Annotated in this window: 18 protein-coding genes; 8 read left to right on the top strand and 10 right to left on the bottom strand. The window is 45.1% G+C overall.

Annotated features, from left to right (window positions below; translation table 11 throughout):
* The first annotated feature begins 28 nt into the window (after window positions 1–28).
* From htpG to C9I89_RS01945, 4 genes are all read left to right on the top strand, one after another.
* Window positions 29–1,933: a molecular chaperone HtpG gene (gene htpG, locus C9I89_RS01960; RefSeq protein WP_107281653.1), complete on the top strand. Its 1,905-nt coding sequence runs from the start codon at window positions 29–31 to the stop codon at window positions 1,931–1,933.
* A 162-nt stretch (window positions 1,934–2,095) separates the two neighbouring features.
* Window positions 2,096–2,740 (top strand): adenylate kinase, encoded by a 645-nt coding sequence (adk, locus tag C9I89_RS01955; protein ID WP_107281652.1) that lies wholly within the window; start codon window positions 2,096–2,098, stop codon window positions 2,738–2,740.
* Between the two features lie 219 nt (window positions 2,741–2,959).
* Window positions 2,960–3,934 carry a ferrochelatase gene (gene hemH, locus C9I89_RS01950; protein ID WP_107281651.1) on the top strand — a complete coding sequence of 325 codons (975 nt, stop codon included), beginning with the start codon at window positions 2,960–2,962 and terminating at the stop codon, window positions 3,932–3,934.
* A 148-nt stretch (window positions 3,935–4,082) separates the two neighbouring features.
* On the top strand, window positions 4,083–5,387 hold the full coding sequence (locus C9I89_RS01945) for an inosine/guanosine kinase (RefSeq protein ID WP_107281650.1): 1,305 nt from the start codon (window positions 4,083–4,085) through the stop codon (window positions 5,385–5,387).
* Window positions 5,388–5,536: 149 nt separating this feature from the next.
* On the opposite strand, the gene asnB is transcribed toward C9I89_RS01945, so the two are convergent.
* The 5 genes from asnB to nagB form a co-directional block, all read right to left on the bottom strand.
* Window positions 5,537–7,201: an asparagine synthase B gene (gene asnB / locus C9I89_RS01940; protein ID WP_107281649.1), complete on the bottom strand. Its 1,665-nt coding sequence runs from the start codon at window positions 7,199–7,201 to the stop codon at window positions 5,537–5,539.
* Between the two features lie 376 nt (window positions 7,202–7,577).
* Entirely contained in the window at window positions 7,578–9,164 is a 1,587-nt protein-coding gene (locus tag C9I89_RS01935; protein ID WP_107281648.1) for a cation:proton antiporter family protein, read from the bottom strand.
* 120 nt (window positions 9,165–9,284) lie between these two features.
* On the bottom strand, window positions 9,285–10,499 hold the full coding sequence (gene nagC, locus C9I89_RS01930) for a DNA-binding transcriptional regulator NagC (protein ID WP_107281647.1): 1,215 nt from the start codon (window positions 10,497–10,499) through the stop codon (window positions 9,285–9,287).
* Window positions 10,496–11,638 (bottom strand): N-acetylglucosamine-6-phosphate deacetylase, encoded by a 1,143-nt coding sequence (gene nagA, locus C9I89_RS01925; protein ID WP_107281646.1) that lies wholly within the window; start codon window positions 11,636–11,638, stop codon window positions 10,496–10,498. The genes nagC and nagA overlap by 4 nt, the downstream gene beginning before the upstream one ends.
* A gap of 85 nt (window positions 11,639–11,723) precedes the next feature.
* Window positions 11,724–12,524, bottom strand: coding sequence for a glucosamine-6-phosphate deaminase (gene nagB / locus C9I89_RS01920; protein WP_107281645.1), 801 nt, complete (start codon window positions 12,522–12,524; stop codon window positions 11,724–11,726).
* A 259-nt stretch (window positions 12,525–12,783) separates the two neighbouring features.
* Between nagB and nagE the strand changes: the two genes are divergently transcribed.
* Complete coding sequence (gene nagE, locus C9I89_RS01915) at window positions 12,784–14,277, top strand: N-acetylglucosamine-specific PTS transporter subunit IIBC (protein WP_107281644.1); 1,494 nt, start codon at window positions 12,784–12,786, stop codon at window positions 14,275–14,277.
* Between the two features lie 357 nt (window positions 14,278–14,634).
* Window positions 14,635–16,299 carry a glutamine--tRNA ligase gene (glnS, locus tag C9I89_RS01910; protein ID WP_107281643.1) on the top strand — a complete coding sequence of 555 codons (1,665 nt, stop codon included), beginning with the start codon at window positions 14,635–14,637 and terminating at the stop codon, window positions 16,297–16,299.
* A 95-nt stretch (window positions 16,300–16,394) separates the two neighbouring features.
* On the opposite strand, the gene fcrX is transcribed toward glnS, so the two are convergent.
* From fcrX to C9I89_RS01890, 4 genes are all read right to left on the bottom strand, one after another.
* Window positions 16,395–16,841, bottom strand: a complete 447-nt coding sequence (fcrX, locus tag C9I89_RS01905) for a ferric iron uptake transcriptional regulator FcrX (RefSeq protein WP_107281642.1) — start codon at window positions 16,839–16,841, stop codon at window positions 16,395–16,397.
* Between the two features lie 371 nt (window positions 16,842–17,212).
* On the bottom strand, window positions 17,213–17,740 hold the full coding sequence (fldA, locus tag C9I89_RS01900) for a flavodoxin FldA (RefSeq protein WP_107281641.1): 528 nt from the start codon (window positions 17,738–17,740) through the stop codon (window positions 17,213–17,215).
* A 230-nt stretch (window positions 17,741–17,970) separates the two neighbouring features.
* The gene (locus C9I89_RS01895) at window positions 17,971–18,192 is read right to left on the bottom strand and encodes a DUF2788 domain-containing protein (RefSeq protein WP_107281640.1); all 222 of its coding nucleotides are present in this window, start codon (window positions 18,190–18,192) and stop codon (window positions 17,971–17,973) included.
* Between the two features lie 53 nt (window positions 18,193–18,245).
* Window positions 18,246–19,010: an alpha/beta fold hydrolase gene (locus tag C9I89_RS01890; RefSeq protein WP_107281639.1), complete on the bottom strand. Its 765-nt coding sequence runs from the start codon at window positions 19,008–19,010 to the stop codon at window positions 18,246–18,248.
* Window positions 19,011–19,114: 104 nt separating this feature from the next.
* On the opposite strand from C9I89_RS01890, the gene seqA reads away from it, so the two are divergent.
* Complete coding sequence (gene seqA, locus C9I89_RS01885; RefSeq protein WP_107281848.1) at window positions 19,115–19,651, top strand: replication initiation negative regulator SeqA; 537 nt, start codon at window positions 19,115–19,117, stop codon at window positions 19,649–19,651.
* Between the two features lie 35 nt (window positions 19,652–19,686).
* Window positions 19,687–21,333 carry a phosphoglucomutase (alpha-D-glucose-1,6-bisphosphate-dependent) gene (gene pgm / locus C9I89_RS01880; RefSeq protein WP_107281638.1) on the top strand — a complete coding sequence of 549 codons (1,647 nt, stop codon included), beginning with the start codon at window positions 19,687–19,689 and terminating at the stop codon, window positions 21,331–21,333.
* Window positions 21,334–21,450: 117 nt separating this feature from the next.
* Here pgm and C9I89_RS01875 read toward each other — a convergent pair whose 3' ends face one another.
* Window positions 21,451–22,266: a DUF1853 family protein gene (locus C9I89_RS01875; RefSeq protein ID WP_107281637.1), complete on the bottom strand. Its 816-nt coding sequence runs from the start codon at window positions 22,264–22,266 to the stop codon at window positions 21,451–21,453.
* Window positions 22,267–22,289 lie beyond the last annotated feature (23 nt).

The following is a 22,289-nucleotide window of genomic DNA, read 5'->3' as shown; positions in this document are numbered from 1 at the left end:
TACGTAAAATGACTAGTTTGGAGTTTAGATGAGCGAGCAAGATTTACATAAAAACAAGGAAACCCGTGGCTTTCAATCGGAAGTGAAACAGCTTCTGCATCTGATGATTCACTCTTTATACTCAAATAAAGAGATTTTTTTACGTGAGTTGATTTCCAACGCATCAGATGCTGCCGATAAGCTTCGGTTCCGTGTACTTTCTCAACCTGATCTCTACGAAAATGACGCAGATATCGGGGTTAAATTGTCTTTCAATGCAGAGGCTGGCACGTTAACCATCAGTGATAATGGTATCGGTATGACTCGTGACGATGTGATCGAGCATTTGGGTACCATTGCCAAATCTGGTACGAAAGACTTCTTTGCCAAGCTGAGTGAAGATCAGTCTAAAGAGTCACAACTAATCGGCCAGTTCGGTGTGGGTTTCTATTCCGCCTTTATTGTTGCAGATTCTGTCACGGTTAATACGCGTGCAGCGGGTGTAGCCGCCGATCAAGCCGTTAGCTGGCACTCTGCAGGTGAAGGCGATTACACAGTTGAAGATATTACGAAAGCCGGCCGTGGCACCGATATCATTCTTCATCTTCGTGATGATGAAAAAGAATTTTTAGATGAACACCGTCTGCGCAGCATTATTGGTAAGTATTCTGATCACATTGGCATTCCTGTCCATATCCAGACCACTGAATATGATGAGGAAGGCAAGCCAACAGGTTCCAAGTGGGAACAGATCAATAAAGCTCAGGCATTGTGGACGCGTAATAAGTCAGATATTACTGACGAAGAATATAGCGAGTTCTATAAGCATGTGTCTCATGATTTTGCCGAGCCGTTAAGCTGGAGCCACAACCGGGTTGAAGGTACCCAGGATTACACCAGCCTGCTTTATATCCCGTCTAAAGCACCGTGGGACATGAACAACCGCGATAGCAAGCATGGTCTTAAGCTGTATGTACAGCGTGTGTTCATTATGGATGATGCGCAGCAGTTTATGCCGAGCTACTTACGCTTCATGCGAGGCTTGATTGATTCCAACGATTTGCCGCTGAATGTATCCCGTGAAATTCTGCAGGATAACAAAGTGACTCAGGCACTGCGTAAGGCATGTACTAAGCGTGCCCTGACGATGCTTGATCGCTTAGCGAAGAATGATGAAGAGAAATACCAGACATTCTGGGCGGAATTTGGTCAGGTGTTAAAAGAAGGCCCGGCTGAAGATTTTTCTAATCGTGAAAAGATTGCCAACTTACTGCGTTTCAGCTCTACGCATAACGATACCGCCGAGCAAAATGTATCACTGGCAGCGTATGTTGAACGCATGAAAGAAGGTCAGGAGAAAATTTACTTCCTGACGGCAGATAGTTTCACTGCGGCGAAGAACAGCCCCCACTTGGAACAATTCCGTTCGAAAGGCTTAGAAGTTATTCTAATGCACGACCGTATCGATGAGTGGTTGATGGGGCACCTGGCGGATTTCGACGGCAAGCCATTCCAGGCGATTACTAAAGCGGATCTTGATCTGTCTAAGTTTGAAAACGAAGAAGAAAAAGAGAAGCACAAAGAAACCGAAGAAGAGTTCAAGTCGGTTGTTGAGCGCACGAAAGGTTATTTGGGCGAGCGCGTTAAAGATGTGCGCACTACGTTTAAGTTACACGACACTCCGGCTGTTGTGGTGACTGATGAGAACGAAATGGGCACACAAATGGCGAAATTGCTGGCGGCGGCTGGCCACGATGCGCCTGAAGTGAAGTACATCTTTGAATTGAACCCGGATCACGCACTGGTGAAGCAAATGGCAGACGAATCAGATGAAGAAACCTTCGGGCGCTGGGTTGAGCTACTGCTGGGTCAGGCAATGCTGGCCGAACGAGGTTCAATGGAAGATCCGTCACAGTTTGTTGCGGCAGTGAACAAACTTCTGACTAAGGTCTAATCGCGTCTACTCGCGACTCAAATAGTATCCTGATAAAGCATGTAATCAGGCCCGGTCACGGTACCGGGCTTGCGACTACTGGCTAATCAGTGTATTTTGCATGTTTTTTGAGAAGCAACGATTTTTGATAAATCCGGCTTATTTTTTTGAAAGGGGATCACGATGCGCATCATTCTTCTGGGCGCTCCAGGTGCAGGTAAAGGTACTCAGGCACAATTCATCATGGAGAAATTTGGTATTCCTCAAATTTCTACTGGTGACATGCTACGTGCAGCGATCAAAGCAGGTACTGAGCTAGGTAAACAAGCAAAATCAGTCATCGATGCTGGTCAGTTGGTGTCTGACGATATCATTCTTGGTCTGGTTAAAGAGCGTATTGCCCAAGACGATTGTGCAAAAGGTTTTCTATTAGATGGTTTCCCTCGCACTATTCCTCAGGCAGATGGCCTGAAGGAAAATGGCGTTGCTGTTGATTACGTTATCGAATTTGATGTAGCTGACGAAGTTATCGTTGAGCGTATGGCGGGTCGTCGTGCTCACCTGGCATCTGGTCGTACTTATCATGTTGTTTACAACCCGCCGAAGGTTGAAGGCAAAGATGACGAAACAGGTGAAGATCTTGTTGTTCGTGAAGACGATAAAGCTGAAACAGTTCTAGCACGTCTAGGCGTTTATCATGAGCAAACTGCTCCGTTGATCGCTTACTACGGTAAAGAAGCTGAAGCTGGCAACACTAAGTACATCAAAATCGATGGTACTCAGGACGTTGCAGCCGTTAGTGCCGAGCTAGAAAAAGAACTTGCCTAATTATTGATAGTTTCTATCAATAAAAAAACGGGCGATACCAATGGTATCGCCCGTTTTTTATGCCTGGTAAGAAGTGATCGAATTTGTCTTAATTATCGTACTAATACCCAATAAATTAATGAGAAGTCACACATGCGGCAGTAATACATAATTAAGTGTTTAGTGCTAATCGCTTAGTGATAAAATAAGCTTTTTCAGATTGATACAAGTGGTCAGTAGATGGGAATGGAAAATAATAAATATGGTGTGCTACTCGTAAACTTAGGCACTCCAGACGAAGCAACCCCTTCCGCGGTAAAGCGTTTTTTATCTGAATTTTTACATGATCAACGTGTTGTCGATATGACCCGCTGGCTGTGGTGTCCAATTTTACATGGCGTGATTTTGCCTATTCGTGCGCCTAAAGTTGCTAAATTATACCAATCAGTCTGGATGGATGAGGGATCACCGCTGATGGTATATTCCCGCCGTCAGCAGCAACAATTAGCTCATCGTCTTGATGTCCCTGTTGCATTGGGGATGACTTATGGCAACCCGAGTATTAAATTTGCTTTGCAAGAGCTGAAACAGCAGGGGTGTGAGAAAGTACTGGTTTTACCGCTATACCCCCAATACTCGCGCACGACGACGGCTGCGGTGTTTGACAAAGTCGCTACGGTACTGAAAGAGCAGCCCGAGATTCCAGAGCTTCGCTTTGTTAACCACTACTTTGATCATCCGGATTATATTGATGCGTTGGCGAAGTCAGTCAATGAATTGTGGGCGGAAAAAGGAGAGCCTGACTATCTGCTCTGCTCTTATCACGGTATTCCGAAGCGTTATGCCGATAATGGCGATCCATACCCGGAGCACTGTAATGGTACCACGGCGAAGCTGGCCGAAAAGTTAGCACTGAGTCGTGACAAGATGAGCATGAGCTATCAGTCGATCTTTGGTCGTGAAGAATGGCTACAGCCATATACCGATAAAACCATTGAAGCGTTGGCGAGAAAAGGCGTTAAGCGTTTAGATGTAATGTGTCCGGCGTTCTCTGTCGATTGCTTAGAAACATTAGAAGAAATTGCTGAGCAGTGTAAAGAAATGTTTATCGAGGCGGGAGGAGAGGAGTTTAATTTAATTCCATGCCTGAATGATAGCCCTGCCCATATTGATATGATGGTCAGTCTAGTCGAACAGCATAGCCAGGGTTGGTAGTTGCACCTTGAGCAGGTTAGGGTATTAGCTGTATTAAAAAGTTTCCTGTTGAAGCGAGAAAGCTCTCACAAACTGTGAGAGCTTTTCCTTTTTTGTTCGATATTCTGTGATAGAATCCGCAAAAATTCACAACTGACAGCTCATTCCCATGAAATTTCCAGGCCAACGTAAATCAAAGCATTACTTTCCTGTACATGCGCGTGATCCACTTATTAGTCAAACTAAACCAGAAAAGCGTCTGACACGCGCCCACGTGGTGGGTATTGATCAGACATTGGTTGATATTGAAGCGTATGTGGGTGATGAATTCCTGGAGCGCTATGAGCTGAGTAAAGGCCACTCATTGGTCATTACGGATGATAAAGCGGAAGCACTTTATCAAGAGTTAAAAGAAAACGATTTGATCACCCACGAGTTTGCGGGTGGCACGATTGGTAACACTTTGCATAACTACTCTGTACTGGCCGATGATAAATCGGTGCTGTTAGGTGTCATGAGTAAAGATATTGAAATTGGCAGCTATGCATACCGCTATCTTTGCAACACCTCAAGCCGTATGGATATGAATCACCTGCAGGCAGTTGAAGGCCCGATAGGTCGCTGTTTTGCTCTGATTTCCAAAGATGGTGAGCGTACCTTCGCAATCAATGAAGGCCGCATGAACCAACTGCACCCTGATAATATCTCGGAAGATATTTTCAAACGTGCGTCGGCGCTGGTATTAACGGCTTATCTGGTGCGTTGTAAAGATGGCGATCCGATGCCTGATGCGACCATGCGTGCTATTGAGTATGCGAAGAAATATGATGTGCCAGTTGTTCTGACATTGGGCACCAAGTTTGTGATTGCTGACGATCCGCAGTGGTGGCGTGATTTCTTACGCGATCATGTCACTGTGGTTGCGATGAATGAAGATGAAGCAGAAGCACTGACGGGTGAATCAGATCCACTGCTCGCTTCAGATAAAACGCTGGAATGGGTTGATTTAGTACTGTGTACCGCCGGTCCTATTGGTTTATATACAGCAGGTTATACCGAGGAATCGGCGAAGCGTGAAACGAGCTTGCCGTTGCTGCCAGGTGACATTCCTGAATTCAACCGCTATGAGTTCAGCCGTCCGATGCTGAAGTCCGGTTGTGAGAATCCAATTAAGGTGTACTCACACATTGCACCATACATGGGTGGCCCAGAGCGTATTAAGAATACCAATGGTGCTGGTGATGGCGCACTGTCTGCCGTACTACATGATATGTCGGCAAACCGTTATCACAAAGACAATGTGCCGAATTCAAGTAAGCATCAGCATAACTTCCTGACCTATTCATCGTTTTCGCAAGTTTGTCTGTACGCAAACCGTGTGAGCTATGAAGTACTGGCTCAGCACTCGCCGCGTTTATCTCGTGGTTTACCAGAGCGCGAAGATAGTCTGGAAGAAGCATACTGGGAGAGATAAGTGCGGATCCTAGGAAGAGCAGGTTCTCGGCCCTAGGAAAAGCAACTTAGTATCCCAAATAAAAAACCGCCGAAGTTGGCGGTTTTTTGTTTATTTAAGCTTGCGAATCTCTTTTCTCGAAACTCGCTCCTCGTAATTCTACTCTATTTTTAATAGGCTTCGTTGTGCACGGCTGCAATGGCGCGGCCAGATGGATCAGCACTGTTTTTAAAGCTCTCATCCCACTCTATCGCTTTAGCGCTTGAGCATGCGATAGACGGGCCGCCAGGTACACACTTCGCAGCATCTTCCAGAGGGAAAAGCTCTTCGAAGATTTCACGGTACGCATACCCCTCTTTCGTGGTTGGCGTATTGTACGGGAAGCGGAAACTAGCTGTTTCCAGTTGCTTATCCGTAATTTTTGCTTCTGCCACTTCTTTTAGCGTATCAATCCAGCTGTAGCCAACGCCATCTGAGAACTGTTCTTTTTGACGCCATGCAACAGATTCAGGCAGGTAGTGGCCAAAACATTCACGGATGATGTGTTTCTCCATTTTGCCATTGCCGCACATTTTATCTTCAGGGTTCAGACGCATAGCGACTTCAAGGAAATCTTTATCCAAGAACGGTACACGTGCTTCAATTCCCCAGGCGGCCATAGATTTGTTGGCCCGTGCGCAGTCAAACATATTCAGCGCAAGGAGCTTACGCACCGTCTCTTCGTGGAATTCTCTGGCGTTCGGCGCTTTATGGAAATACAGGTAACCGCCAAAGATCTCGTCAGCCCCTTCACCTGATAATACCATTTTGATCCCCATTGCACGGATCTTACGCGCCATCAGGTACATCGGTGTTGAAGCACGAATGGTGGTCACGTCGTAGGTTTCGATGTGGTAAATCACGTCACGGATCGCATCCAGCCCTTCCTGAACGGTATAGGTCAGTTCATGGTGAACAGTACCAATGCTGTCCGCTACGACTTTGGCGGCCTTTAGATCCGGTGCGCCTTCAAGACCAATGGCAAATGAGTGCAGGGTAGGCCACCAGGCCTGTGACTGTTCATCATCTTCAATACGGCGCGCCGCAAATTTCTTTGTGATAGCTGAGATCACTGAAGAATCCAGACCGCCTGATAAGAGAACACCGTAGGGTACATCGGTCATTAACTGGCGTTTTACCGCACTTTCCATTGCGTCTATCAGTGCTACTTTATCTGTTTGCGCATCAGCAACTGCGTCATATTCCATCCAGTCACGCTTGTAGTAACGCACTGGTTCGCCTTTTTTACTCCACAGGAAGTGGCCCGGAGGAAATTCACTGATGGATTTACATATAGGTACTAAGGCCTTCATTTCAGAGGCGATATAGTAGTTACCGTGCTCATCGTAGCCTTGATACAGAGGGATGATACCAATATGGTCACGGCCAATCAGGTAAGCATCTTGCTCTGCATCATAAAGAATAAAACCAAAGATACCGTTTAGATAATCGAGTAGTTCAGGACCTTTTTCTTTATAAAGCGCAAGAATGATTTCGCAATCTGACTCGGTTTGGAATGGGTAATCCGGTGCAAATTCCGCACTTAGCTCTTTGTGGTTGTATATTTCACCATTAACCGCCAAAGCGTGGGTTTTGTCTTGGTTGTATAGTGGTTGTTCACCGCTATTCAGGTCAACGATAGCAAGACGCTCGTGGACTAAAATCGCTTTTTCTGATGAATAGATCCCGGACCAGTCGGGCCCGCGGTGACGCATTTTTTTTGACATTTCCAATGCTGTAGCACGTAGTGCTGCTGGATCACTTTTAATGTCTAATATACCGAATACTGAACACATATTTTCCACTCCAACCTTAATATCTTTGGTGCTATCCCTAATTCTTTCGGGGGAGTCGAGCTTTTAGTGACGAGTCTCTAGTCTCTAGTCTCTAGTTTCTAGTTTCTAGTTTCTAGTTTCTAGTTTCTAGTTACTCGCCACTAGCCACTGTCTCTCGCTTTATCCCCTTGCTTGTTTGTTAAAATTGCGTATTCGGTAACTAAATGCAATAAAAAACCTTCGATCAATCAAAGAAAAGACTGGTTGGTGAATGGTATTCGTTTATTTCGGCTTTTTCCGAATGAGATCTAGTTTGGGGCGTTTTTTAACCGTAAAAACAAACGGCAGCCGAGGCTGCCGTTGTTAACTAAGATATAAGATCTATTGAAGGCGAGAATTAAATTTGCTCGATATCAGGTGCTAAGTTTTTACAAACATGGCGAGCAAAACCGCTTCCGGCTTCGTTATAGATATTAAAAGCCGCATCAACCCCCAGCTCATAGAGCAACTCTTCATCATCATCGTATTTGGCGATGGCTGCTATTTTACCGTTATAATCACGCAGGTGAATTTGCTCCAGGGCAAAGGTGTTAGCCTGGCTGTGTGGCATGGCAAGTAAAATCAATTTGACACGATGATCAGCCATAACACGAGCCCAGAAGTCCGGGTCGGTTGCATCACCATGGATCACGTTACGACCTTCAGCCCGGTGGCCTTCGACAGAGTCTTCGCGAGTATCGATACCAATCACTTGTTTCCCATAACGCTGTACCAGTTCGTCATAGGCTCCGCTGCCGATCCGCCCCATCCCTAAAATTAAAATTTTGGCATGACCTAGGTCGATCAACTTGTCACTGGCATTGAGCTTTTCCGGTTCATATTCTTTTAGCCACTTTGAGGCTTCTGTATAGAGTTTGTGGCCCATACTGTTGAGCGGTGCGGAAATTAAAAAGGAGAGTGAAACCGATATGGCAATTGCAACCAAAAGACTGCCGGGCAGCCAGCCTAGTTTATAGGCCATTCCACCGACGATCAGACCGAACTCACTGTAGTTAAACAGGGTGAGTGTGCCGAGCAATGAGGTGCGGACACGATAACGGCTCAGACTGAAAATAAGATAATAAAGGATCCCTTTAATCGGAAGCAGCAAAAGCAGCACAATTGCCATTAAAAAGCCGTCAAGGGTAGGTTCTTCTGCTAATCCAATGTTGAGGAAGAAGCAGACCAGCAATAGCTCTTTCAGATTAAAGAGAGTCTTTGACATCTCAGAGGCTTTAGGGTGTGCGGCCAGCATCATGCCGAGAATGAGGGCGCCAAGATCGGCCTTGATGCCGACCAGCTCAAATAAGCCTGCTCCGGCGACCAAAGCCAGGAATATGGCATACAGAACCAGCATTTCGCCGTGTCCCGCCTTGTCAAGAATCCTGAACAATAATGGCCGCAGTAGCGGCAGGGCAAATAGGCCTAATGCGGTGATATCCGGTATTTTCCCCATTGAAACAGTCAGGAAGACAACGGCAAATATATCCTGCATGACCAGAATACCAATTGCTAAGGTACCGTAGGTGGCGTTAAGTTCACCTTTCTCTTGTAGGGCTTTAATAGCAAAGACAGTACTGGAAAAAGACAAGGCAAAGCCGAGCAGGACAAGTTGCGCGATGCCAAGCTCTGTGAGCACACCAAGGCCAAGTTGTTTTAAACCGAGCAATGACAAGGTGAACAGGGCAGTTGAAAGCAGGTTGTGAAGCGTTGCTCCTCCCCATATTTCTTTAGCCAGCAGGGTTTTAACGTCTAATTTCAGACCGATGGTAAACAGTAAAAGGGTGACACCCAGATCTGCCAACGTAGTGAGGGTTTCGGTTGAGTGAAAGCCTGCACTATTGAGGGCAAACCCTGCAACCAGAAATCCCACTAAAGGGGGGAGTTTACATCGCAACGCGATGAAGCCAGCTAGAAAAGCGGCAATGATGAAGACGAGTTCCATAACTGACCTTTGTGATCAAAATTGGCGCTCAATATAGCACAAGGGGGATGTGTCTGTCTGACCCATCCCCCGATAAAGTGTTACGAATTAAGCTGCTACAGTAGAACTTGTTACTCTGAATTAGTCATCAAGCATACGCTGCAGTAATACACCATTTAACATCGCACGCTTGATCATCGAAAAAGCGCCAATGGTTGGCTGACCATAAAGTTCCGATGCGACAATGGGTAGATCTTTGTGGAACGTGGAAAGAGACTGGGTTTCGACGCAACGTCGAATAGCCGGGAAAACAATGTCTTGTGCCAAGGTTATATTACCCGCCACAACAATTTTTTGTGGATTAAATAAGTTGACGGTCATTGCCAATGCTTTACCCAACTGGTTGCCCACTTTAATTAATGCTTGGGTTGCCAGTTCGTCACCTTTGTTTGCGGCTTCACAAATCGCGGGCATAGTGAGATCTTCTAATTCCTGCAAGCTGCTCGGGTAGCCTTGATCAAGTAACTGCTGTACATGAGTAATAACAGCCGGATCGGAGGCGACAGTTTCCAGGCACCCGAAGTTACCGCATTGGCATTTATCACCAAGAGGATCAATCTGGATATGACCAATTTCACCGACATTACGGTTATAGCCTAGGAAAACCTGGCCATTAACAATAATACCTGCGCCTGTGCCGTGGTGCATGCTGATCAGAATCGAATCGATACAGTCACGGCTGGATCCAAAATAGTGTTCGGCCAGAGCCAGTCCACGGATATCGTTGCCAACAAAACAAGACACGCCAAATTTATCTCGGATAATTTCCGCCAGCGGGAAATTATCAACCTCGATATTGGGCATGTATTCGATAATCCCTTTTTCAGGATCGATCAGACCAGGCAGGGTAATACCGAATGCGACCAGCTCTCTCATTACATTCTGATTATCAGAGATAAATTGACGAATGTGGTCAAGTAAACCATCGGTCAGTTCTTGCTGGTTAGAATAGCTAAATTTATCTGCAGCACCTGCAATATATTTGCCGCTCAGATCATAAAGGGTCATTTCGATGTAATTACGTCCAAGACGGATCGCAATTGAATGAAAAGGCGCTGACTCCGTTGTCAGCGATATGGCACGTCTACCACCGGTAGATGCTTGCTGCGCGACTTCTTTAATTAAGCCGCGTTCAAGCAATTGACGGGTAATTTTAGTAACACTTGCCGGAGCAAGATGACTCACGTCTGCAACCTGAATCCGTGAAATAGGGCCTTGCAAGTCTATTAGTCTGTAAACAGCAGCACTGTTAAGCTGTTTAACCAGATCTACATTACCAATTTGTCCGCCTGTCATAGATAGTTCTGCTCGTATTCACCGTTAACAACAGTCGCCCGAACGTTATAATCGCGATCAAAAATAGCCAGGTTTGCAACCATGCCTTTTTTGATGGCACCCAGTTTTTTATCAACACAAATTGCCCGTGCTGGATAAAGAGTTGCCATGCGAATCGCTTCGTCCAGGGCGATACCTGCATGCTCGACACTGTTTTGAACCGCTTCAATCATGGTAAGTGCCGAGCCACCAAGTGTGCCATTTTCGTCAACACACTTGCCATCTCGATAATATACTTTCTTACCGACAAAAATAAAGTGATCCATGTCTGCTCCTGCAGGTGCAGTTGCATCAGTCACTAAAACAAGTTTATCGCCTTTCATGCGATGTGCCATGCGAATATTGGCATAATCAACGTGGAAACCATCGGCAATAATCCCGGCATAGACATCTGGCGTGTCGTAGATTGCGCCAACCATCCCCGGTTCACGGCCGGCGATGGGGGTCATGGCATTGAACAGGTGAGTTGCAAAGCTGATACCTGCCGCAAAACCTTTACGTGCTTCTTTATAAGATGCATTGGTATGGCCAGCTGAAACAACAATACCGGCGTCAACCAGTTGCTCGATATGTTCTTGAGCGTTTTGTTCAGGGGCAAGGGTTACTTTGGTCACGATATCGGCGTTATCACAGATGGTTTGGATCATTGCATCATCAGAACGACGGATATGGTCAACGCTGTGAATACCTTTTTTCATCACATTCAGGTATGGGCCCTCAAGGTGTAAACCCAACGAATGGTTCTGATACCTGCTGTGATACTCGCGAGTTGCGGTGATCACCGCTTTCATATCTTCATCTGACGAGGTGATCAGAGTCGGCAGGAAGCTTGTGCAACCAGATTTCAGGTTGGCTCGATGCATGGTATGGATGGTGTCAGCATTGATTTTGTCATTTAGCATCACCCCACCACAACCATTTAACTGCAGGTCGATGAAACCAGGGGTCAGGTTAGCCCCTTCAAGATCAACGGATTTGATATCATTTGGCAGCTCCGCTACCGGGTAAACAGCGTGAATGTTCACGCCGTCGATAATGACGGCGTGGTTATTCAGCACATCGCTACCGGTAAAAATACGACAATTGGTAAGCGCGTACATGAACATTTCCTATTATGTTAAAGGTTATTGTAACGATTCACCTTCTTGCTATATCGATGAATAGCAAGAAAGTGATCATTTATAGTTATAGATTTTTAATATTTTTTGCTTCCAGTTCCTGGAAGTATTTAACAGTTTTCACCTTCAGTTCCTGGGTCGCGGGTTCATCACATACAACCAGTGATTTAGGGTGCAGTTGCAGCGCCGAAACCGTCCACAGGTGGTTTACTGAGCCTTCAACGGCGGCTTCAAGAGCTTGTGCTTTGTTATGGCCGGTCACTAGAATCATGATTTCAGCAGAATCAAGCAGCGTACCGACACCAATAGTCAGTGCGAATTTCGGAACTTGATTGATATCGCCATCAAAGAAACGTGAGTTCGCGATGCGGGTATCTTGCGTCAGCGTTTTGATACGAGTGCGAGAAGCTAATGAAGATGCTGGCTCATTGAATGCGATGTGGCCATCGTTGCCGACACCGCCCATGAACAGGTTAATTCTGCCGTAAGATTTAATTTTATCTTCATAACGCTGACACTCAGTTTCGTGATCTTCTGCGTTGCCATCAAGAAGGTTGATGTTTTCTTCTTGAATATCAATATGGTTAAAGAAGTTATTATACATGAAGCTACGATAAGACTCAGGGTGATCAGCAGGAATGCCGATATATTCATCCATATTGAAAGTCACAACATGCTTGAAACTTACTTCACCCGCAACATAAAGTTCAATAAGGCGCTTGTATGTAGTTAAAGGGGTACCACCGGTAGGTAAACCAAGAACAAAAGGACGCTCTGCTGTTGGTTTAAATTTATTAATAGAATCAGAAATATAGCGAGCAGACCATAAACCTACATCTTTCGCGTTATTAAGTGGGATTAGTCTCACGGTGACACCTCATTAAAAATAGATAAAACAAAATAATTGTAGTGGCGTAGCGCCTTTGTTTCGAATCATAAAATAAGTTTTATGATCGGGCTAGCAAAATCGCCTAGATCTTGGTCCGCCAGGTGACTAAGATCACAATTGATGATGTTTTAATTTGCGGTGCGAAATAATCTTCTTACACTGATGAGGACTTTATCAAATAGCAAAAGTAAGTTATATGATAGCCAAATCTAAGAAAACCAATTAGGGGGAACTAACGGTGAATATTCTTGGGTATTTTCAAAAAGTAGGTAAAGCGTTGATGGTGCCAGTCGCCACTCTGCCTGCCGCCGCAATTTTAATGGGTATTGGTTACTGGATGGATCCAACTGGCTGGGGTGCAAACAGCGCTTTAGCTGCATTTTTGATCAAAGCTGGTGAAGCAATTATTGGTCACATGTCTGTACTGTTCGCCATCGGTGTTGCTTATGGTATGTCTAAAGATAAGGACGGTGCAGCGGCATTGTCTGGTTTTGTGGGTTATCTGGTTGTAACAACACTTTGTTCGCCTGGTGTGGTAGCGCAGATCCAAGGTATCGACCCAAGTGCCGTGCCGGCGGCATTTGGTAAGATTGAAAACCAGTTTGTCGGTATCCTTGTCGGTATCATTTCTGCTGAACTTTATAACCGCTACTCACACGTTGAATTGCACAAAGCACTGGCGTTCTTCAGTGGTAAACGTCTGATTCCTATTCTGACGTCTTTCGCTGGTATCTTTATTGCTTTTGTTCTGATGTACGTTTGGCCTGCTGTTTACGGTTCACTGGTAAGCTTCGGTGAAGGTATCCAGGGTATGGGCGAAGCGGGCGCGGGTATCTATGCATTCTTTAACCGTCTGTTAATTCCTGTTGGTCTGCACCACGCTCTGAACTCCGTATTCTGGTTTGATGTGGCTGGTATCAACGATATTCCTAACTTCCTTGGCGGCGCGAAATCTCTAGCTGAAGGTACTGCAACTGTAGGTGTTACAGGTATGTACCAGGCTGGTTTCTTCCCAATCATGATGTTTGGTCTGCCAGGTGCTGCACTTGCGATGTACCATACGGCTAAGGCGAAGAACAAAGAAAAAGTTGCATCTATCATGATTGCTGCTGGTTTTGCATCATTCTTCACCGGTGTGACTGAGCCGCTAGAATTTGCCTTCATGTTTCTTGCACCTGCTCTATACGTAGTTCACGCAGCACTTGCTGGTCTGTCTGTATATATTGCGGCATCAATGCAGTGGATTGCTGGTTTCGGCTTCTCTGCTGGCCTAGTCGATATGGTTCTTTCTAGCCGTAACCCACTAGCTGTTAACTGGTACATGCTGATTGTACAAGGTCTGGTATTCTTCGGCCTATACTACGTAATCTTCCGCACTGTCATCATTAAGTTCAACCTGAAGACTCCAGGTCGTGAAGATGACGATGTTGAAGAAAGTGGCATTACCGGTTCAAAAGAAACCGGTTTACTGGCTAAGCAATACCTGAAAGCGCTTGGTGGTCACAGCAACCTGGATAACATCGATGCCTGTATTACGCGTCTACGTCTTACTCTGAAAGACAGCACTCTTGCTAATGAGAAGACGCTGAAAGCGTTAGGTGCAATGGGTGTGGTTAAACTAGGTTCAAATAACCTGCAGGTTATCCTGGGCCCACTAGCCGAAATCGTAGCTGGCGAAATGAAAAAAATCCCGGCATCAGAAGACCTAACTTCTGTAAGACTGCCTAAATAACTCGATTTTTGTAGTAATTAAAGAGTTAGTAACAATGTAATAGCTGGCTCCCGATTGGGAGCCTGCTTCTTAATAAGAGCTTATCAAGAAGCTGCTGTTGTAGTCTCAACCCTTAACGGTGAATTGCCGAGTGGAATGTTGTTGTTTGGTACCTGATTTGGGGCCATAAAATTGATCCCCATAGCACGCCAAGGTGCTGACCATGGCACCTTGAAGTGGTTTGGGCATACGTAACCCCGCTTTTGCGGGGTTTTTTTATACATATCGATAAACAATGCATACTATTTGTTGAGTAGTGACCCATATTTATGGATCATAGTGAGTTCTAAAATCCTGTAAGCACACGAGGTCTAATTGATGAGTGATTCTGAAGCTCGTCCAACTAACTTTATCCGCCAGATTATTGATGCGGATTTAGCAAGTGGCAAACATACAAGCGTACATACCCGATTCCCGCCGGAGCCCAATGGTTACCTGCATATCGGTCATGCTAAATCAATTTGTTTGAACTTCGGTATTGCTCAGGACTATCAGGGACAATGTAATCTTCGTTTTGATGATACTAACCCTGAGAAAGAAGACATCGAATACGTTGAGTCTATTAAGAACGATGTTAACTGGTTGGGCTTTGAATGGAGCGGTGAGATTTGTTACTCATCAAACTATTTCGACAAGCTATACGGGTTCGCTATTGAATTAATTAATAAAGGCTTAGCGTATGTTGATGAGCTAAGTCCCGAGCAAATGCGTGAATACCGTGGCAACTTGACAGAGCCTGGTAAAAATAGTCCATACCGCGATCGTAGCGTAGAAGAGAACCTTCAGCAGTTCGAAAAGATGAAGAACGGCGAAATCGAAGAAGGTAAAATGTGTCTTCGTGCGAAAATCGATATGGCATCACCGTTTATGGTAATGCGAGATCCGGTTATCTACCGTGTGCGTTTTGCCAACCACCACCAGACGGGTGACAAGTGGTGCATCTATCCTATGTACGACTTCACGCACTGTATTTCAGATGCGCTGGAAGGTATTACGCACTCTATCTGTACGCTTGAGTTTATGGATAACCGCCGTTTATACGATTGGGTACTGGACAACATCACTATTGACTGCAAGCCACATCAGTACGAGTTCAGCCGCCTGAACCTTGAGTACACGGTAATGTCAAAACGCAAGCTCAACCAGCTGGTGACGGATAAACTGGTTTCAGGTTGGGATGATCCTCGTATGCCAACGATTTCTGGCCTGCGTCGTCGTGGTTTCACTTCTGCTTCAATTCGCGAATTCTGTAAGCGAATCGGTGTAACGAAGCAAGAAAACACCATTGAAATGGGTTCATTAGAATCTTGTATTCGTGACGATCTGAACGAAAATGCACCACGTGCAATGGCTGTTCTTGATCCTGTGAAACTTGTGATTGAAAACTTTACCGGCGATGCTGAAACATTAACCGTAAGCAATCACCCAAACAAACCAGAAATGGGCACGCGTGAAGTCCCTTTCACCCGTGAAGTTTGGATTGAGCGTGAAGATTTCCGCGAAGAAGCGAACAAGAAGTACAAGCGTCTGGTATTAGGTAAAGAAGTGCGATTACGTGGTGCCTATGTGATTAAAGCTGAGCGTATCGAAAAAGATGCGGAAGGTAATATTACTACCATTTTCTGTACCTACGATAACGAGACATTGGGCCAAAACCCAACAGACGGCCGCAAAGTGAAAGGTGTTATTCATTGGGTATCTGCAGAGGCAGGTATTCCAGCAGAAATTCGCCTGTACGATCGCCTGTTTACAGTACCAAACCCTGCGGCAGAAGATGACTTTGTATCGGTTATTAACCCTGAGTCACTCACCGTGATGCAAGGTTTTGTTGAACCGAGCCTGAAGACTGCGAAAGCTGAAAAAGCGTTCCAGTTCGAACGTATGGGCTACTTCTGTGCGGATAACAAAGATTCTTCAGCTGAGAATCTTGTATTCAACCGTACCGTAGGTCTGCGTGATACTTGGGCTAAGATTGGCGACTAAAGCCAGTTACAATGACCAAATAAAAACCAGCCAATTGGCTGGTTTTTATTGATGGGTAGTCAGACTAGCAGTGAGAGCCTTGTTGGCAGAAGATCTTATTTGCCGTTATGCAGGCTTGGATCTTCATTACAATCACCGTCCATGCAGTTACCATATAGATACAGGCTATGGTTAGTCAGGCGGACATTAAAACTAGCAGCGATTTCTTTTTGACGTTGTTCGATGATTTCATCAGAAAACTCGATAACTTTGCCACAATCCAGACAAACCAGGTGGTCGTGATGATGTTGAGTCGCTAATTCGAAAACAGATTTGCCGCCTTCGAAGTGGTGGCGCGTTACAATGCCCGCATCATCAAATTGGTTTAGTACGCGGTAAACCGTCGCCAAGCCAATTTCTTCACCAATATCGATCAATTTTTTATACAAATCTTCAGCACTAATATGTTGGCAGTCAGGTTGTTGTAGCACTTCCAAGATCTTAAGACGAGGAAGTGTAACTTTTAAGCCTGCTTGCTTAAGCGCTTGATTATTATCTGACATTCGAGTTTCCTGTTGGCTATCCGCAAAACACGCTGAGATAGTCTTTCGCATATCTGTTCATTATAAGTGACGACAGAGTAACAATAAACCTTAATAAGAAATGAATCTATGAGATATGTAATTTTTCTTTAGTTTATGAAAATGTTGGGTATTTGTATGTGCTTTTCATCGATATGCATGGATAAGTAACCTAATAAGTTAAACGGAGACGGTATATTCGAAAAAAACACATTATAGCCGGCAGGAAGAGTCTGGAGATGAGGGAGCCGGTTTGGAGGATGAGGAAAATAGTTGGTCGAGAAGTAGAAAAAACGCGCCTGGTTGGCGCGTTTCATTATAATCGAAGAGGTTTGGGGATAAACGGCTACGAATTAGTCTGCTAATTCAGCAAGGCACATTTCTTCGTAAATTTGCTTAACCCATTTTTCAACGCGTTCTTCAGTTAGCTCTGGCTGGCGATCTTCATCAATACATAGGCCGACAAAGGTGTTGTCGTCAACCAAAGCTTTAGAGGCTTCAAATTCAAAGCCATCTGTTGGGAAGTGGCCAACAATCGTTGCGCCGCGCGCTTCCACGATATCACGAACAGTACCCATGGCATCACAGAAGTATTCTGCGTAATCTTCCTGATCACCACAACCAAAAATAGCGACAAGTTTGGTAGAGAAATCAATACTTTCAAGCTCAGGGAAGAAGTCATCCCAATCACATTGTGCTTCACCGTAGTACCACGTTGGGATACCGAGAAGCAGTAGATCAAAATTATCGATATCTTCTTTGCTGCTTTTCGCGATATCTTTTACTTCAACAAGGTTTTTGCCTAGTTGTTTCTGAATCATTTTCGCGACAGCTTCGGTATTACCTGTGTCGCTACCAAAGAAGATTCCTACACTCGCCATAGTAGAGATTACCCGTATATTAATTATTGGCCGTTATTATACCGATCTCACTAATTAAGTGAACAACTCAGCGTTGCATCAGTCGTTTGATCGCGAGTTAAATTGTTGAGGGCATAGCTATTGTGCGCTGAAACAATTTCGGTATGCACGATTTACGTCAATCAGATTAGAGTTGCCCCCAGATTTACAAAGAAAATCATTGCTGTTCGTGAACATCTGGCCTTCAGATTTTAACTCAGCCCAGTACCTTCCCAGATAAGCTGGATGAGACCTTTAGTGATAAAGCCAGTACAGCCTAAAAATAGCACCAGCCAAACAACCTTGCGACCAAATGGCGGGACGTTACCTTGTTTCAAGACATCTTTGATGGCCATGCCGATAAAGAAGAAGATTGCGGCAAATAACAAATCTAGCCCGATAGATTCAAGCAAATTCATATATTCATACAGCATACTTTCTCCTGACCATATCTGAGGTAAGTGCAGACTATAACATGACTGTAACGTTAAGGGCGCTGTAAAAAGGTGAGAATGATCCGATTCACGGTTTCTGGTTTTTCGGCATGCAGCCAGTGGCCGGTATTTGCCACCATATGGGCTTTTGCCTGCGGAAATTGCTTCGTAATCGCTTCGCGGTGTTCCGGTAAAATGTATTCAGATCCTTGACCTTTGATGAATAAAGTCTTCCCTTGAAACGGTGGTAGCTCATCCCAACCCATAATGGTGTCGTAATTGGCAATTAATCCTTCTACATTAAAGCGCCAGCGGTAAACGTTTTCGCTTTTAGCAAAAGATTTCAGCAAAAACTGACGAACACCCGGCTCGATAATATGCTGGGCCAGGTAGGTCTCAGCTTCACTGCGGTTACTCACCGTCCGATTTGCCACTTCACGCAGACCGGCAAAGACATTTTGATGGCGATGTACCAGATAATGAACAGGCGCGATATCAAGCACGATAAGATGATTCATCCGTGCTGCTGCTAATGCCGTCAGCGCCATCGCAACCTTGCCGCCCATTGAATGTCCTATCACTGAGAAAAGCTCTATATCTAACTGTTCAACAACGGTTAAGATATCGTTAGCCATTTCATGATAGGTAAATGTTTGAGTGTGAGGGGATTTACCATGATTACGGAGATCGATGCTGATCACTTTGTAATTATCTTTCAATGTCCTGGCGAGCAGCCCCAGATTATCTGAACTGCCAAACAAACCATGGATCAAAATGATCGTATCACCTTGGCCTTCAACACGATAATGAAGATTCACTGGTTATTTTCTCTTATTAGGTGTGGTATTTACCGTAGAGTATAACCCCGGTTCACGTTATAATCGCACCGTGATTTTTAAACGGAACGATAATGAACACTACGATGAAGACTATTGAAGTAGACGAAGAGCTATATCGTTATATTGCCAGTCAAACCCAGCATATCGGGGAAAGCGCATCCGATATTTTGCGTCGTTTACTATTGATGACTGAAGAACAACAGCGTGAGGTTGTGCTGCCTGTGCGTCCTAAAGGTATTGTGGTAAGCAAAGACGCAGGTAATGAGCCAAGAATAGATCGAGTGAAAGAAATGCGATCTTTGCTTATTTCTGATGAATTTGCGGCACAAGAGAAAGCCATAGGCCGTTTTATGCTGATCTTGTCTTCACTTTATCGCATCGATCCGGAAGGCTTTATCGAAGCTGCTTCGATTAAGGGTCGTACCCGCGTTTACTTTGCTGATAACGAAGAAACTTTACTTGCGAGTGGTAAAACGACCAAGCCGAAAGTTATTCCAGAGACTCCTTTCTGGGTGATCACGAATACCAATACAGATCGCAAACGGCAGATGGTTGATCAGTTTATGGCCAAAATGAGCTTTAATGCTGACATTATCGAAAAAGTGTGCGGTGAAATATAACAGGCAATATGCCTTTCGTTTACAAGGATAAGTTAATGGCGATCCATCCTCGTGCTGGCCAACGCGCTCAGCAAGAAGATATGCACAATATCCCTGCATTAGTTGCAAACTATTTTCTCATTGAGCCGAGTGCTTCAAATCCACAGCAGCAAGTTGCCTTTGGTACTTCTGGTCATCGTGGAACGGCTGATAAAGGGACGTTTAACCAGCATCATATCTGGGCTATTGCTCAGGCGGTTGCTGAAGTGCGTGCTGAAAATGGTGTAACTGGTCCACTTTTCTTAGGTAAAGATACCCACGCATTATCAGAGCCAGCATTTACTTCTACCTTAGAAGTACTGGTTGCTAACAATGTCAAAGTTGTGATTCAGGAAGGTAAAGGTTATACCCCAACCCCAGGTGTTTCCCACGCCATTCTTTGCCATAACGCGGCAAATGCTGATAAAGCTGATGGTATTGTGATCACGCCATCTCACAATCCGCCTCAAGACGGTGGTATTAAGTACAACCCTGTGCATGGTGGTCCTGCGGAAGGTGAGCTGACTTCTGCCATTGAAAAGCGCGCCAATGAAATCATTGCCAATGGCCTGGTGGATGTTAAGCGCGTCTCTATTCAAGATGCTTTTGCCAGCGATCTGGTTGTCGAGAAAGAGCTTGTTGCTCCTTATGTTGACGACCTGGTAAATGTTATCGACATGGCTGCGATCCAAAAAGCGAATCTGAAAATTGGTGTTGATCCGCTTGGTGGTTCCGGTATCGAATACTGGCGTCAAATTGCGACACATTATGGTCTTGATCTGACATTGGTTGATGAGTCTATCGATCCTTCATTCCGTTTTATGTCTCTCGACAAAGATGGTGTGGTACGTATGGATTGTTCTTCACCATACGCAATGGCCGGTCTTCTTGCGCATAAAGACAATTACGATTTAGCGTTTGGTAACGACCCTGATTATGATCGCCACGGTATTGTAACCCCGGCTGGTCTGATGAATCCTAACCATTTCTTGGCTGTGTGTATCGATTACCTGTACCGCCATCGCCCTGAATGGAGTCAGGATGTTGCCGTTGGTAAAACCTTAGTTTCAAGTGCACTGATCGACCGTGTTGTGGCAGATCTTGGCCGTGAACTGTGTGAAGTGCCAGTTGGTTTCAAATGGTTTGTTGATGGTTTGTATTCTGGCAAGCTTGGTTTCGGTGGTGAAGAAAGTGCCGGCGCTTCGTTCCTGCGTATGAACGGTTCGCCATGGTCAACAGATAAAGACGGTATTCTTCTGTGTCTGCTTGCGGCAGAAATTACGGCGGTAACGGGTAAGAACCCGCAACAATACTACGAAGAACTTGCTGCTAAGCATGGTGCCTCTGAGTATAACCGTCTGCAAGCGGTTGCTAATGGTGAGCAGAAAGCGGTACTGAGTAAGCTGTCTCCTGAGATGGTTGCCGCTGAAACGTTAGCGGGTGATGTCATTACTGCACGCCTGACGCATGCGCCAGGCAACGGTGCGGCGATTGGTGGTCTGAAAGTCACGACTGATAACGGCTGGTTTGCTGCTCGTCCGTCAGGTACGGAAGACATTTACAAGATTTATTGTGAAAGCTTTAAGGGTAAGGAGCACTTGAGCCTTATTGAAAAAGAAGCACAAGAAATTGTCAGTAAAGTCTTTGCTGATGCTGGATTGTAATTGAGTGTGAAGCAATTACTATGATGTGCTCGTAATTAAGCACTGCGAGTATAAAAACGCCCTTATATTGAATATATAGAGGGCGTTTTTTTATGACTAGGGCTTATGGATTTGGTATTAACTGGTATTACGCGCGGGCCAGTGATCCGGCATTACAAACCATATCTGGTTATCAGCTGATACCGCTTGAGTAGGTGTAACCAACCCGTTAAGATCCAACGGTTTTGACAGCTGATCATAGCGTGGCGGTGCTAACCATTGTGGTTTAGCCAATGCCTTTAATGGCATTTCCTCAGCCAGGATCTCATTTAATTGAGAATGAAAACACCACCGACCGGTTAATACGTTGGGGTTAATCGCTATTTCAGATCCCTGTTCACGATCATTATAGGAGCTAAACAACCGGCCTTGCATGATCAGTCGTTTTACTTTTGGCTGGCCGTACACATCTTGCAATTGTTCCTTGTAAGCAGGGTGCTCACACAACATCAGCTGATGCTCAACCATCCGGCTTATTTTTTTATCAAGCCGATCGGCCGCATTCGGTCCCAGCCATTGTCTCTGATAAGCGAGATAAAATTTAATCGCAACTTCCCAATGCTCAAGTTGGTTGGTTTGCTGATTCAATACAAAAAAGTCGATCGCCCCTAAGGTTTTATTTTGCCAGTGGAGCTGGATTTCTTCAGCAACTAACTGATAGTGGGGATGTGCTTCAATGATTTGCTGCCATAACCATTGGTAGTAAAAGCCGAGACGCCTATTTCCTTGATAGGGGGTGACTTCGGGTATCAACGCATTTTTTCTAAAATGCGCAAACCATTTCTCATCGACCTGGTAAGGTATATTGAGAGTAAGAGGCGGGCAATGCAATACCGCCTTGACGTTGCTTTCATATTGCTGGTGGGTTGTTGCATCATTGTAAATAAATGACATCTTTACTCTCAGTGTCTTCTATT

Source organism: Photobacterium lipolyticum (assembly GCF_003026475.1).
GTDB classification, from domain to species: Bacteria; Pseudomonadota; Gammaproteobacteria; order Enterobacterales; family Vibrionaceae; genus Photobacterium; species Photobacterium lipolyticum.
This window is presented reverse-complemented; position numbering and strand designations above follow the sequence as displayed.

Excerpts from the sequence above, each read along its gene's own strand:
- htpG (WP_107281653.1), top strand. The coding sequence starts at position 29 with ATGAGCGAGCAAGATTTACATAAAAACAAGGAAACCCGTGGCTTTCAA.
- adk (WP_107281652.1), top strand. The coding sequence starts at position 2,096 with ATGCGCATCATTCTTCTGGGCGCTCCAGGTGCAGGTAAAGGTACTCAG.
- hemH (WP_107281651.1), top strand. The coding sequence starts at position 2,960 with ATGGGAATGGAAAATAATAAATATGGTGTGCTACTCGTAAACTTAGGC.
- C9I89_RS01945 (WP_107281650.1), top strand. The coding sequence starts at position 4,083 with ATGAAATTTCCAGGCCAACGTAAATCAAAGCATTACTTTCCTGTACAT.
- asnB (WP_107281649.1), bottom strand. The coding sequence starts at position 7,201 with ATGTGTTCAGTATTCGGTATATTAGACATTAAAAGTGATCCAGCAGCA.
- C9I89_RS01935 (WP_107281648.1), bottom strand. The coding sequence starts at position 9,164 with ATGGAACTCGTCTTCATCATTGCCGCTTTTCTAGCTGGCTTCATCGCG.
- nagC (WP_107281647.1), bottom strand. The coding sequence starts at position 10,499 with ATGACAGGCGGACAAATTGGTAATGTAGATCTGGTTAAACAGCTTAAC.
- nagA (WP_107281646.1), bottom strand. The coding sequence starts at position 11,638 with ATGTACGCGCTTACCAATTGTCGTATTTTTACCGGTAGCGATGTGCTG.
- glnS (WP_107281643.1), top strand. The coding sequence starts at position 14,635 with ATGAGTGATTCTGAAGCTCGTCCAACTAACTTTATCCGCCAGATTATT.
- fcrX (WP_107281642.1), bottom strand. The coding sequence starts at position 16,841 with ATGTCAGATAATAATCAAGCGCTTAAGCAAGCAGGCTTAAAAGTTACA.
- fldA (WP_107281641.1), bottom strand. The coding sequence starts at position 17,740 with ATGGCGAGTGTAGGAATCTTCTTTGGTAGCGACACAGGTAATACCGAA.
- C9I89_RS01895 (WP_107281640.1), bottom strand. The coding sequence starts at position 18,192 with ATGCTGTATGAATATATGAATTTGCTTGAATCTATCGGGCTAGATTTG.
- seqA (WP_107281848.1), top strand. The coding sequence starts at position 19,115 with ATGAAGACTATTGAAGTAGACGAAGAGCTATATCGTTATATTGCCAGT.
- pgm (WP_107281638.1), top strand. The coding sequence starts at position 19,687 with ATGGCGATCCATCCTCGTGCTGGCCAACGCGCTCAGCAAGAAGATATG.
- C9I89_RS01875 (WP_107281637.1), bottom strand. The coding sequence starts at position 22,266 with ATGTCATTTATTTACAATGATGCAACAACCCACCAGCAATATGAAAGC.